Below are 12,707 nucleotides of genomic sequence, written 5' to 3'. Positions count from 1 at the left end.
ATCCTCGCCGAGATCGGCCTCAACGCCCCGGACATCGCCCGCCAGGTGACCGCGCTGGTCGCCCGGCTCGCCAAGCTGGACGTGGCCACCGTCGAGGCCTGAGACCGGCCCCGGCACCCCCGGCCCGCCCCGCGGCGCCCGTTTGCGACAAGTCCGCAACAGTTCGCCCGGGGCAGGCCGATAATCGCAACGAAAGGCGGGACCGGCGCTGCCCGCGCCGGTCCCGCCCGGTAGGTTGTCATCCGTGCCGACCCCCACCCGACCCCGCCTCGCCGGGCTAGCCGAGCGCCTGCCCGACCGCATCCGTACTGGGCCCCTCCTGCCCGGTGGCGGGCCAGGAGGGCGGTACTGGACGAGGCTGGTGCCGGTGCTGGCCCTGGTGGCGCTCGCCACCCACATCCCCTCCTTCGTCCGGCCGGTCTGGAGCCCCGACGAGGGCTTCCTGGCCACCCAGGCCCGGATGCTGGCCGACGGGGGCGTGCTGTACGACACCGTGGTCGACCGCAAGCCGCCGCTGCTGCCCTGGCTCTACCAGGCCTGCTTCGCCGTCTTCGGCTCGGCCTCGCTCTGGCCGCTGCGCACCCTGGCGGTCGTCGCGCACCTGGGCACCGCGATCCTGCTGGCCTCGATCGCCCGCGGCCGCTGGGGCAACCGGGCGGGCGCCGGTGCGGGCCTGCTCTACCTGCTGGTCTCCATCGGGCTCTCCCCGGAGGACACCCAGGCGGCCACCTTCGAGGTCTTCATGCTGCCCGCCATGGTGGCGGCCTTCCGGTACGCCGAACGGCGCCGCTGGCTGGCCGCCGGGATCGCGGTGGCACTGTGCTCGCTGACCAAGCAGACCGGCGGCGCGGTGCTGCTGCCGGTGCTCTGGATGCTGTTCCAGGACGCCCGCCGGCGCGGCGTCCGGTGGCCGCCGGCCCTGTTCAAGATCGGCTTCGGGTTCACCCTGCCGATAGCGCTGGTCGCGGTGATCCTCACCAAGCCCAAGGGCTTCCTGTTCTGGGTGGTCACCGGCAGCGGCGACTACGCCTCGTTCGGCGGCGCCTGGCTGCAGATGACCGGCCGGGCACTCGGCAACTCGGCGATCCTGGCCGGGGCCGGCCTGGGCTTCCTGCTGCCGGTCGGCCGCCGGCTCTGGCTGAAGTACCGCCACCGCCCGCTCCCGGTCGCCGGGGAGGAGCACGGTTCCACCGCCGACCTCTGGGTCTGGCTGCTCTCCTCGGTGGTCGCGGTCAGCGTCGGCTTCCACTTCTTCGGCCACTACTACCTCCAGCTGATCCCCCCGCTGGTGCTGCTCGGCACCGGCGCGGTGGCCACCTCGGCGGTCCGCTGGAAGCCCGTCCTGGTGTACACGACGGCCGCCGCCACCGTGTTCTGGGCGTTGGCGCTGGCCTGGCCGGGCGAGCGGCTCAACCAGACCACCGAGGTCGCCACCGCGGTCGCCGCGCAGACCACGCCGAAGGACACCGTGCTGGTCTGGGGCATGCACCCGGAGCTGTACTGGCTGGCCGACCGCAAGCCGGCCACCCGCTACCTCACGGCCGGGTTCCTGACCAACTACAGCGGCGGCAAGGACAGCAGCCCCAACGTCGGCGAGCAGTACAGCGTCAGCGACGCCTGGCAGACCTTCGACAAGGAGCTGCTCGCCAACGGCCTCCCGGAGGTCGTGGTGGACGACTCGGGCCTGGCGCCGTACCAGCCGACCCAGATCCCGCGGATCGAGAACCTGCTGGACACCCACTACGAGATGGTCGGCGTGTTCGCCGACACCGTGGTCTACCGCCTCAAGCGCTGAGGCCCGCCGGCCCGGCCTGTACCCCCGGCCTGTACCCCCGGCCCGGCCCGTACCCCCGGCCTGTACCCCCGGCCCGGTCCCGCCCGGCGCGGACGGCCGGCACCGGCTGCAGGGCCCGCCCGCGGACACGAAGGAGCCCCGGTGACCTCCACGGTCACCGGGGCTCCTCCGTCACTGCCTAGGCGGGCACGGAGGCCACACCCGGGGCGAGGAAGCGCTTGCCGTTCACCCGCTCCGAGACGCCCTCACGGTCCAGGTACGGGGTGATCCCGCCCAGGTGGAAGGGCCAGCCGGCACCGGTGATCATGCAGAGGTCGATGTCCTGCGCCTCGGCGACGACACCCTCCTCCAGCATCAGGCCGATCTCCTGCGCGACGGCCTCCAGGGAGCGGTTGAGCACCTGCTCCTCGGTCAGCACGGTGTCGCCGAACGCGAGCAGCTCCAGCACCTCGGGGTCGAGGACCTGCTTGCCGTCCACCCAGGTGTAGAAGCCGCGCTTGCCGGCCTTGACCACCTTGCCGAGGTTCTCCGAGACGGCGAACCGCTCCGGGAAGGCGCCGTGCAGGGTCTCCGAGACGTGCAGCGCGATGGCCGGGCCGACCAGCTCCAGCAGCATGATCGGGGACATCGGCAGGCCGAGCGGCTCGACGCCCTTCTCGACCGTGGCGATCGGGGTGCCCTCGTCGATGATGGTCTGGATCTCGCCCATGAAGCGGGTCAGGATCCGGTTCACCACGAACGCCGGGGCGTCCTTGCACAGCACCGCGGTCTTCTTCAGCTTCTTCGAGACGCCGAAGGCGGTGGCCAGCGCGGCGTCGTCGGTCTGCTCGCCGCGGACGATCTCCAGCAGCGGCAGGATCGCGACCGGGTTGAAGAAGTGGAAGCCGACGACCCGCTCGGGGTGCTTCAGCTTGGAGGCCATCTCGGTGACCGACAGGGAGGAGGTGTTGGTCGCCAGCACACAGGTCGGCGAGACCACGTTCTCCAGGTCGGCGAAGACGGTCTGCTTGACGCCCATCTCCTCGAACACGGCCTCGATCACGAAGTCCGCGTCGCCGAAGCCGGCCGCCTTGTCGAGCGAGCCGGTGACCAGGCCCTTGAGGCGGTTGGCCTTGTCGTTGCCGATCCGGCCCTTGGCGAGCAGCTTGTCGATCTCGGCGTGGACGTAGCCGACGCCCTTGTCGATGCGCTCCTGGTCGATGTCGGTGAGGACCACCGGCACCTCCAGGCGGCGGGCGAACAGCAGCGCCAGCTGCGAGGCCATCAGGCCGGCGCCGACGACGCCGACCTTGGTGACCGGGCGGGCCAGCGACTTGTCCGGGGCACCGAACGGGCGCTTGGCCCGGCGCTGCACCAGGTTGAAGGCGTAGATGCCGCTGCGCAGCTCGCCGCTCATGATGAGGTCGGCCAGGGCCGCGTCCTCGGCGTCGAAGCCGGCCTGGAGGTCCTGGTCCTTGACCTGCTGGATGATGTCCAGCGCCTTGTAGGCGGCCGGCGCGGCGCCGTGCACCTTGGCGTCGGCGACCAGGCGGCCCCAGGCGACGGCGTCGTCCCAGGCCTTGCCGCGGTCGATCTCCTCGCGCTCGACGACGACGTCGCCCTTGAGCACCTTGGCGGCCCAGAGCAGCGACTGCTCCAGGAAGTCGGCCGGCTCGAAGATCGCGTCGGCGATGCCGAGCTCGAAGACGTCCTTGCCCCTGAGCTGCTTGTTCTGGCTCATCGAGTTCTCGATGATGACCTTGATCGCCTTCGAGGGGCCGATCAGGTTCGGCAGGATGGAGCAGCCGCCCCAGCCGGGGACGAGGCCCAGGAAGACCTCGGGCAGCGAGAACGCCGGAACGCCCGCGCTGACGGTGCGGTAGGTGGCGTGCAGACCGACCTCGACGCCGCCGCCCATCGCCGCGCCGTTGTAGAAGGCGAAGGAGGGGACGGGCAGCGCGGCGATCCGCTTGAAGACGTCGTGACCGCCCTTGCCGATGGCGAGCGCGTCGGCGTGCTCCTTGAGGATCTCGACGCCCTTGAGGTCGGCGCCGACCGCGAAGATGAACGGCTTGCCGGTGATCGCGACACCGACGATCTTGCCCTCGGCGGCCTCGGCCTCGACCTGGTCCAGCGCGACGGACAGCTTCAGCAGCGAGCCCGGGCCGAAGGTGGTCGGCTTGGTGTGGTCGAAGCCGTTGTCCAGGGTGATCAGGGCCAGCTTGCCGGCCTGGAGCGGCAGGTCCAGGTGGCGCACGTGCGCGGTCGTGACGACCTCGCCCGGGAACAGGGTGGCGCCGTGCTGGAGCAGTTCAGTCGTGGTGCTCATGGTCACTTACCACCCTCGAAGTGGGGGTTCTCCCAGATGATGGTGCCGCCCATGCCGAAGCCGATGCACATCGTGGTGAGGCCGTAGCGGACGTCCGGGCGCTGCTCGAAGCGGCGGGCCAGCTGGTTCATCAGGCGCACGCCGGAGGAGGCCAGCGGGTGGCCGAAGGCGATCGCGCCGCCGAACGGGTTGACCCGCTCGTCGTCGTCCGCGATGCCGTAGTGGTCCAGGAAGGCCAGCACCTGGACGGCGAAGGCCTCGTTGACCTCGAAGGCCTGGATGTCGTCGATCGTCAGACCGGCCTTGGCGAGCGCCTTCTCGGTGGCCGGCACCGGGCCGATGCCCATGACCTCGGGCTCGACGCCCGCGAAGGCGTACGAGACCATGCGCATCTTGACCGGGAGGCCGAGCTCCTCGGCGACGTCCTCGGCGGCCAGCAGCGACGCGGTGGCGCCGTCGTTCAGGCCGGCCGAGTTGCCCGCGGTGATGTTGCCGTGCGGGCGGAACGGGGTCTTGAGGCCCGCCAGGTTCTCCATCGTGGTGCCCGGGCGCAGCGGCTCGTCCACGGTGGCCAGGCCCCAGCCGGTCTCGCCGACCTCGGGGTTGGTGTTGCGGATCGAGATCGGCACCAGGTCCGGCTGGATGTCGCCGTTGGCGTACGCCTTGGCGGCCTTTTCCTGCGAGCGCACGGCGTAGGCGTCGCAGCGCTCCTTGGTGATGTGCGGGAACCGGTCGTGCAGGTTCTCCGCGGTCATGCCCATGAACAGGGCGGACTCGTCGACGAGCTTCTCGGAGACGAAGCGCGGGTTCGGGTCGACGCCCTCACCCATCGGGTGGCGGCCCATGTGCTCGACGCCGCCGGCCACGGCGATGTCGTACGCGCCGAAGGCGATGCCGCCGGCGGTCGCGGTGACGGCGGTCAGCGCGCCGGCGCACATGCGGTCGATCGAGTAGCCCGGGACGGACTTCGGCAGCCCGGCCAGCAGGGCGGCGGTGCGGCCGATCGTCAGACCCTGGTCGCCGATCTGCGTGGTGGCCGCGACGGCGACCTCGTCGATCCGCTCGACGGGCAGGTTGGGGTTACGGCGCACGAGTTCCCGGATGCACTTGACGACGAGGTCGTCGGCGCGCGTCTCGTGGTAGATGCCCTTCGGGCCGGCCTTGCCGAACGGGGTGCGGACGCCATCGACGAAGACGACGTCCCTCGCGGTACGAGGCACGGGGGCTCTCCTCCCAGGGACCAACAGATTGAGGTGGGCAGGCTGCCGCCGTCCGTCGCAGAGAGGACGTGAGCGGCGCCGCTTCCCCGCCATGCTACCCGCCGGTAACCAACCTGCCCAGGCCCGGCGGCCCGATCACCGCGTGTGTCCCGCGACACGTCCTCCGTCCGGGTGCGACGAAGGGGACGCCGTCGTCGGACGGCGTCCCCTTTCGTGTCCTGCCTCCCGGTCTCCCGGGGGCACCGCGTCAGTCCTGCTCCACCGCGGCCTCGGCGAAGGCGGCGGCGACCACCGGGGCGACCAGGTCGACCTGCCACTGCCGGGCACCGAGCCGGCGCAGCGCGGCGGCCACATTGGCGGTGCTCGCCTCGGCCGGCGGCTCCCAGGAGACCCGGCGGACGAGGTCCGGGGTGATCAGGTTCTCGGCCGGCAGGTTCCGCGCCTCCGCCAGCTCGCTCACCGCGGCCCGCGCCCCGGAGAGCCGGGCGGCCGCGACCGGGTCCTTCTCGGCCCAGGCGCGCGGCGGCGGCGGTCCGTCGTGCGGCGCGGAGGCCGGCGGCAGCTGGTTCTCCGGGACCTCCCGGCCGCGCTGCACGGCCGCCAGCCACTGCTCCAGCTGGCGGCGGTGGACGCGCGGCCCGAAGCCCTGGACGGCCTGCAGGGCGGCGGCGTTGAGCGGCATGGCCAGCGCGGCGTTGACGATCGCGGCGTCCGGGAGCACCCGGCCCGGCGAGACGTCCCGCTCCTGCGCCAGCCGGTCCCGGGTGAGCCAGAGTTCGCGCACCACGGCGAGCTGGCGGCGACGGCGGACCTTGTGCAGCTGCGAGGTGCGGCGCCAGGGGTCGGTGCGCGGCGCCGGGCGGGGCGCGGCGGCGATCGCGGCGAACTCCTCCAGCGCCCAGCCGAGCTTGCCCTGGGCGTCCAGCTCCTGTTCGAGTGCGTCGCGCAGCTCGACCAGCACCTCGACGTCCAGGGCGGCGTAGCGCAGCCACGGCTCGGGCAGCGGACGGGTGGACCAGTCGACCGCCGAGTGCTCCTTGGCCAGGCTCAGTCCGAGCACGCCCTCGGTCATCGGCCCGAGGCCGACCCGGGCGAAGCCGGCGATCCGGCCGGCCAGCTCGGTGTCGAAGAGGCGCTGGGGGCGCATGCCGACCTCGGCCAGGCAGGGCAGGTCCTGGGTGGCCGCGTGGACCACCCATTCGGTGTCCGCGAGGGCCGCGCCCAGCCCGCTGAGGTCGGGGCAGGCGATCGGGTCGATCAGCGCGGTACCCGCGCCCGCGCGGCGCAGCTGGATGAGGTACGCCCGCTGGCCGTAGCGGTAGCCGGAGGCCCGCTCGGCATCGACGGCGACCGGCCCGGTACCCGCGGCGAAGGCGGCGACGACGGCGGCCAGCGCCCGCTCGTCCGCCACGACTGGCGGGATCCCCTCCTTCGGTTCGAGGAGCGGGACCGGGGCTGCTTCTTCTGGGATGGCTGCTACGGCGTCGGTCACTCACCAAGGGTACGACGGACCTCGCTACCGGGAGTGTTGTCGGACTGGTCAGACCGGGTCGGTGAATATGACAGCGCCGTCACCCGGCCGCCTCCCGGGGGCCGTGCGGCTCGGGCGGTGACGGCCCGCTCACCGTGACGACTGTCCGCAAGCCGCTGCGGCGGCCCAGGAGGAACGTTCCTCCTGGGCCGCCGCAGCGGTCCCACGACGGGTCAGTGAATGATGCCGGTGCGCAGCGCGACCGCGACCATGCCGGCCCGGTCGCCGGTGCCCAGCTTGCGGGCGATGCGGGCGAGGTGGCTCTTCACGGTGAGCGCGGAGAGGCCCATCGCGACGCCGATCGCCTTGTTGGACTGGCCCTCGGCGACCAGGCGCAGGACCTCGACCTCGCGGCCGGAGAGCTCCCGGTACGCGGCCTGCTGCGCGCCCGGTGCTCCCGGGGCCCCGGGAGCACCCGGAGCACCGGCCGCACCCGGCACGCCCGGCATGCCGGGGCGGCGCATCCGGCCGGCCAGGCCGCCGGCACCGATCGGCAGGCCGGGGCGGCCGGGCATGGCGACGTTGGTCCGGGTTCCGGTGACCACGTAGCCCTTGACGCCGCCGGCCAGCGCGCTGCGGACCGCGCCGATGTCGTCGGCGGCCGAGAGCGCCAGGCCGTTGGGCCAGCCCGCGGCGCGGGTCTCGGCCAGGATGGTCAGCCCGGAGCCGTCCGGGAGGTGGACGTCGGCGACACAGATGTCGCGCGGGGTGGAGACCCGGGGGCGGGCCTCGGCGATCGAGGACACCTCGATCACGTCGCGGACGCCGAGCGCCCAGAGGTGCCGGGTGACGGTGTTTCGGACGCGGGGATCGGCGATGACCACCATGGCGGTGGGCTTGGTCGGGCGGTAGGCGACCACGTTTGCGGGGTGCTCAAGAAGGACCGACACCAGGCCTCCTGCGGGGAGTGGCGGACGGAACCCCGATGGGGGCGGTCGGAGTGTTCCGCGTTCGGAAAGGGTCACAGTCTGCTTCGGCAGCAACCGTGCCCGGCTTTAGCGAAAGATCACGATCTAGTGAGTAACAATACGGACAAATCGCGCAGGTGACTGATGCGACATGCCTCGGATTCGCACAAAAATCGATCAGATTCATCGCAGATCGGTCGGTTTTGACCGGGTAATTGACGCAGAGCGGGTCCGAAGTCACACTCCGTCAGCCCTGGGGGTGGCGTCGGACGTGCCGGGGCCGACCGGCCCGGACGCCACTCGTCAGTGCGAACGCGGGCGCCGGCGGGCGGGCATCGGGACCACCCCGCCGAGTGACGGGACGTCGGGCGCCTGCTGCTGCGCCGGGGCGGCCGGCGGCAGGCCGGCGCTGATGCAGAGCAGGTCCCCCCAGGCCGCGAGGTGCCGCTCGAAGCGGCCGTCGGCGGGCGTCCAGGAGGCCCGGATCTCGATCTCGGTGGACGACGGGCGGTCCGCCAGCGCGCCGAAGTACTGCGAGGCGCACCTGGTCACCGTCCCGGACGGTTCCGCGTACCCGGCGCCGTGCGCCTGCAGCGCGTCCAGCAGCCAGGCCCAGCCGACCTCGGAGAGCATCGGGTCGCCGGCCATCTCCGGCTCCAGCTCCGCCCGGGTCATGGTCACCACGCGGAAGTCGCCGTTCCAGGCTTCCTGCCCGGCCGGGTCGTACAGCAGCACCAGCCGGCCGTCGGCCAGCTCCTCGCCGTCCACCTCCACCGAGGCGGTCAGCGCGAAGGCGTGCGGGGCGAGCCGGCGCGGCGCCGGGGCGGAGGAGAGTTCGAGCTCGGGGCGCAGCCGCGCCCCCGTCAGAGCCTCGACCGCGGCCCGGAACTCGCTCGGCGCCGCCTCCCGATTCGTTCCGCCACCTGTTCCGCCACCCTGTGCGGGGTGCCCGCCGACCGCTGCCATGACCCGAAGACTAGGTCGAAAACCCGGGTAATCGCCGTAACTTCCGCCTGTGCGGCGTGCCGGGACCGGCAAACCGGGCAGATCTTGGAGGAACCGACGAGCCTGCCCGGGGAGTCCGGTCCGGAGCGCGTGCGAAGATTTGAACCGTGAGCGAGACAACGGCAGACACCGCGGCAGCCCCCCAGGCCGGCGCCGCCCCCGGTCAGCAGTCCCCCGCGCGCCGCGGCGCCGCGCACGACTCCGCGTTCCTGCGGGCGTGCCGGCACGAGCCGGTGCCGCACACCCCGGTGTGGTTCATGCGCCAGGCGGGCCGCTCGCTGCCCGAGTACCTGAAGGTCCGCGAGGGCATCCCCATGCTGGAGTCCTGCATGCGGCCCGAGCTGGTCAAGGAGATCACCCTCCAGCCGGTGCGCCGGCACAAGGTGGACGCGGCGATCTTCTTCAGCGACATCGTGGTGCCGCTCAAGGCCATCGGCATCGACGTCGACATCAAGCCCGGCATCGGTCCCGTGATCGCCGACCCGATCCGCACCGCCGAGGACCTCCAGCGGCTCCGCCCGCTGGAGCCCGACGACGTCCCCTACATCACCGAGGCGGTCGGCCTGCTCGTCGACGAGCTCGGCTCCACCCCGCTGATCGGCTTCGCCGGCGCCCCCTACACGCTCGCCAGCTACCTGGTCGAGGGCGGCCCGTCCAAGAACCACGAGAACACCAAGGCCATGATGTACGGGCAGCCCGAGCTGTGGGCCGCCCTGGTCGACCGGCTCGCCGACATCACCTCGGCCTTCCTCAAGGTGCAGATCGAGGCCGGCGCCTCCGCCGTCCAGCTCTTCGACTCCTGGGTCGGCTCGCTCGCCCCGGACGACTACCGCCGCTCCGTGATGCCGGCCAGCACCAAGGTGTTCGACGCCGTCGCCGGCTACGGCGTGCCGCGGATCCACTTCGGCGTCGGCACCGGCGAGCTGCTCGGCCTGATGGGCCAGGCCGGCGCGGACATCGTCGGCGTCGACTGGCGGGTGCCGCTGAACGTCGCCGCCGAGCGGGTCGGCCCGGGCAAGGGGCTCCAGGGCAACCTCGACCCGGCCGTGCTCTTCGCGCCCACCAAGGCCGTCGAGACCAAGGCCCGCGAGGTGCTGCACGCCGCCCAGGCGCTCGGCACCAGCGGCCACATCTTCAACCTCGGCCACGGCGTGCTGCCCAGCATGGACCCGGACGCGCTCAGCCGGCTGGTCGCGTTCGTCCACGAGGCCAGCGCGCGCTGACGCCGCCCGTGACGTCCGCCGCCCGCCACGGGCGGCGGACGTCACGGCCACGGGCCGCACGCCGGCGGGCCCCTTCCACGGACGGGGCCCGCCGCTTCGCCGTCCGGCCGCTCAGTCCTCCTGCGGCTCCCGCTCCTCCTCCGGCTCCGGCCGGTGCGGCAGGTGGGCCGGCAGCGGCGGCACCACGGGGGCCGGCCCGGGCGACCGGCGCCGGCGGACCAGCCAGAACGCCAGCGCGGCCGGGCCCAGCACCAGCAGGAACGGCGTCGCCGCGGCGACCGCCACGGCGACCGCCCGGACGATCGCGACCAGCACGCCCCAGCCGCCGCCCAGCGCCGAGCCGACCGACGCCCAGAACCCCTCGTCCTTCCCCTTGTCCGGCGCCCCGGGCCGGACGGGCCCGGCCTCGCGGCGCACGTCGAGCGTGACGGTGGAGAGGGACGTCCGGGCCGACAGCTCCTTCAGCTGCTTCTGCAGCGACTCCAGGTCCGCCTCGCGGCGGCTCAGCTCGCCCTCCAGACTGGTGATCTCGCCCAGCGTCTTCGCCTGCGCCATCAGCGCCCGCACCCGGTCCACGCTCGCCTGCTGGGTCTGCACCCGGCTCGACACGTCCGCCACCTGCTGGGTCACGTCGTCCGCCTGGCTCCTGCGCGACAGCACCTCGCCGAGCGCGGAGAGCTGGTCCAGGGTCTGCTGGAAGGCCGCGGACGGCACCTTGACGGTGATCTGGCCGCTCTGCCCGGCGGCGTCCCCGCCCCCGCCGCTCACCGTCTCGCCGCTGACGTAGCCGCCGGCGGAGGCCGCCAGCTCGCGTGCCTTCGCGAGCGCCGCGGCGACGTCCTTCGTCCGCACCGACAGCTGCGCCGTGTACGCGATCAGCCGGGTGTCGGCGACCGTCACGGTGCCCGGCTGCCCCGCCCCGCCGGTGGCCGGCGCCCCCGGCTTCGCGGCGGCCGAAGGCGGTGCGGGTGCGGCCCCGCCCACCGCGGGTGCCCCCGCCGCCGGGGCTGCCGCGTCCTGCTTGGCCACCGCCGCCGCACTGTCCTCGCCCCGCCCGGAGCCGGCGCCGCACCCCCCGGCCAACACCGCGGCCGCGAGCACCGCGGCCGCCACCCCCGCTCCGTACCCCGCCCCGCGCCGTCCTCGCACCACGGTCGAGCCCTCCCCAAGTCCCTTGTCCGGCGCCCCGATCCGGGCGTCCGGACCATTGGACGGAGAAGACGGCCGGCCGGACCCGCCCAGGAGATCGCAAGTCGGTCACGGCTCGGCGGCGGCCCGGACAAGGCGCTACCCGGCCTGCCCCGCCGTCACCACGACACCCGCCCGGCGCAGCAGCGCCGCCGTCACCCCGTCGCCGGCCCGCAGCGTCCTGTCGAAGCTCCCGTCGTAGACCTGCCCGCACCCGCACGACGGACTGCGCGCCATCAGCAACGCCCGCCGCGCCCCGGCCGCCTCGGCGGCGGCCAACGCCTGCCGCGCCCCGTCCAGGAACGCCTCCGTGCAGTCCGCCCCCGTCGCGTCCACCACCCGGGCCCGCCCGTCCAGCACGTCCGCGCCGTCGCCGCCGACGATCTCCGCCGCGGGCCGCGGCGTCGCCAGCCCGCCGGCCACCTCCGGACAGACCACCACGGCCCGCCCGTCCTCGACCAGCCCGACCGCCGCCTCCGACGTCTTCGCCCGCCCGTCGTACCGGCACGGCACCCCGGCCAGGCACGCGCTCACCAGGACGGGCTCCGCCCCGTCGAGCTGCCGTCGCCGCACCCGGACCTCGGGCCCGCAGCCGCGCTCGGGCAGGACGGCGACGGTGACCACCTCGTCGTCGTCGCCGACGGTGGGGGAGCCGAGGACCCGGCAGGGGACGCCGATCGCCGCCGGGTACGGGAACCCGGCGTCGAACAGTTCCTCGGACAGGGAGCCGGTCCCGAACATCACGATCTTGTCGACCACCGACCACTGCCGCCCGTCCACGTCCGTGAACCGGACCTCCACGACGTACGGCCAGTCGCCGTCGTCAACGCAGCGGACCGCCTCACCCTGCAGATACATCCGAACCCCTTCGCCGGTCGCCCCCGACGCTACCTTGGGCCCATGAGCGAGCTGCCGGACTGGATGTACCCGCCCCGGGACGAGGGGTGGATCGCCGAGGACCTCGACCACCTGCCGCAGGCGCCGCGGCACACCGAACTGATCGACGGAGCACTGGTCTTCAGGCTGTCCCCGCAGCGTTGGTGGCACGGTGAGCTCGTCACCGACCTGGTCGTCGCGCTGCGGGCCCAGGTCCCGCCGGGCAGTCGCGCGGGGCGCGAGATGACGATCAAGCTGGACCGGCGGAACCGGCCGGAGCCCGACGTTCTGGTCTCGACCGCCGACTACGACCCCGACCGCACCTGGTACGCGGCCGGGGACGTGGCGCTCGTCGTCGAGGTGGTCTCCCCGGAGTCCGCGCACCGCGACCGCACCGTCAAGGTGCGCAAGTACGCCGAGGCCGGCATCCCGCACTACTGGGTGATCGAGGACGAGGACGGACGGCCGGTCGTGCACGCCTACGAGCTCGACACCGCCACCTCCTCCTACGCCCCCGCCGGGATCTTCCGGGGGCGGCTGGAGCGGCCCGTGCCGTTCCCCGTGGACATCGACCTCGACGCGCTCGTGCCGGCGGCGAAGCGCCCGGAGCGGGCGGACTGAGGCGAGGATGTAAGGACCTGCGAGACTGCGGA

General features: G+C 73.3%; 10 protein-coding genes. 3 read left to right on the top strand and 7 right to left on the bottom strand.

Going from position 1 to position 12,707, the window contains the following annotated elements; all coding sequences use genetic code 11:
* The first annotated feature begins 361 nt into the window (after positions 1-361).
* Complete coding sequence (locus C2142_RS11650; RefSeq protein WP_241002521.1) at positions 362-1,795, top strand: glycosyltransferase family 39 protein; 1,434 nt, start codon at positions 362-364, stop codon at positions 1,793-1,795.
* Between the two features lie 178 nt (positions 1,796-1,973).
* On the opposite strand, the gene C2142_RS11645 is transcribed toward C2142_RS11650, so the two are convergent.
* From C2142_RS11645 to C2142_RS11625, 5 genes are all read right to left on the bottom strand, one after another.
* Positions 1,974-4,103: a 3-hydroxyacyl-CoA dehydrogenase NAD-binding domain-containing protein gene (locus C2142_RS11645; protein WP_148642574.1), complete on the bottom strand. Its 2,130-nt coding sequence runs from the start codon at positions 4,101-4,103 to the stop codon at positions 1,974-1,976.
* Positions 4,104-4,105: 2 nt separating this feature from the next.
* Positions 4,106-5,323 carry an acetyl-CoA C-acyltransferase gene (locus tag C2142_RS11640; protein ID WP_148642573.1) on the bottom strand — a complete coding sequence of 406 codons (1,218 nt, stop codon included), beginning with the start codon at positions 5,321-5,323 and terminating at the stop codon, positions 4,106-4,108.
* 247 nt (positions 5,324-5,570) lie between these two features.
* Positions 5,571-6,815, bottom strand: a complete 1,245-nt coding sequence (locus C2142_RS11635; protein WP_148642572.1) for an HRDC domain-containing protein — start codon at positions 6,813-6,815, stop codon at positions 5,571-5,573.
* A gap of 212 nt (positions 6,816-7,027) precedes the next feature.
* Positions 7,028-7,744, bottom strand: a complete 717-nt coding sequence (locus C2142_RS11630; RefSeq protein WP_148642571.1) for a response regulator transcription factor — start codon at positions 7,742-7,744, stop codon at positions 7,028-7,030.
* A gap of 321 nt (positions 7,745-8,065) precedes the next feature.
* The gene (locus C2142_RS11625) at positions 8,066-8,728 is read right to left on the bottom strand and encodes a DUF3000 domain-containing protein (protein ID WP_148642570.1); all 663 of its coding nucleotides are present in this window, start codon (positions 8,726-8,728) and stop codon (positions 8,066-8,068) included.
* A gap of 248 nt (positions 8,729-8,976) precedes the next feature.
* On the opposite strand from C2142_RS11625, the gene hemE reads away from it, so the two are divergent.
* Complete coding sequence (gene hemE / locus C2142_RS11620; protein ID WP_241003167.1) at positions 8,977-9,990, top strand: uroporphyrinogen decarboxylase; 1,014 nt, start codon at positions 8,977-8,979, stop codon at positions 9,988-9,990.
* A 111-nt stretch (positions 9,991-10,101) separates the two neighbouring features.
* Here the strand turns inward: hemE and C2142_RS11615 are convergent, their stop codons facing one another.
* Together C2142_RS11615 and C2142_RS39630 are read right to left on the bottom strand one after the other, a co-directional pair.
* The gene (locus C2142_RS11615) at positions 10,102-11,103 is read right to left on the bottom strand and encodes a DUF4349 domain-containing protein (protein WP_162002456.1); all 1,002 of its coding nucleotides are present in this window, start codon (positions 11,101-11,103) and stop codon (positions 10,102-10,104) included.
* 174 nt (positions 11,104-11,277) lie between these two features.
* Positions 11,278-11,751 carry a DUF523 domain-containing protein gene (locus C2142_RS39630; protein WP_277347332.1) on the bottom strand — a complete coding sequence of 158 codons (474 nt, stop codon included), beginning with the start codon at positions 11,749-11,751 and terminating at the stop codon, positions 11,278-11,280.
* Between the two features lie 327 nt (positions 11,752-12,078).
* On the opposite strand from C2142_RS39630, the gene C2142_RS11605 reads away from it, so the two are divergent.
* On the top strand, positions 12,079-12,675 hold the full coding sequence (locus C2142_RS11605; RefSeq protein WP_148642567.1) for a Uma2 family endonuclease: 597 nt from the start codon (positions 12,079-12,081) through the stop codon (positions 12,673-12,675).
* Positions 12,676-12,707 lie beyond the last annotated feature (32 nt).

The sequence above is a fragment of the Streptomyces sp. CB01881 genome, from assembly GCF_002953255.1.
In the GTDB taxonomy this organism is placed as follows: Bacteria; Actinomycetota; Actinomycetes; order Streptomycetales; family Streptomycetaceae; genus Kitasatospora.
Note: the sequence above shows the minus strand (reverse complement) of the source record. Positions and strands in the feature narration are given on the sequence as shown.

Excerpts from the sequence above, each read along its gene's own strand:
- C2142_RS11645 (WP_148642574.1), bottom strand. The coding sequence starts at position 4,103 with ATGAGCACCACGACTGAACTGCTCCAGCACGGCGCCACCCTGTTCCCG.
- C2142_RS11625 (WP_148642570.1), bottom strand. The coding sequence starts at position 8,728 with ATGGCAGCGGTCGGCGGGCACCCCGCACAGGGTGGCGGAACAGGTGGC.
- C2142_RS11605 (WP_148642567.1), top strand. The coding sequence starts at position 12,079 with ATGAGCGAGCTGCCGGACTGGATGTACCCGCCCCGGGACGAGGGGTGG.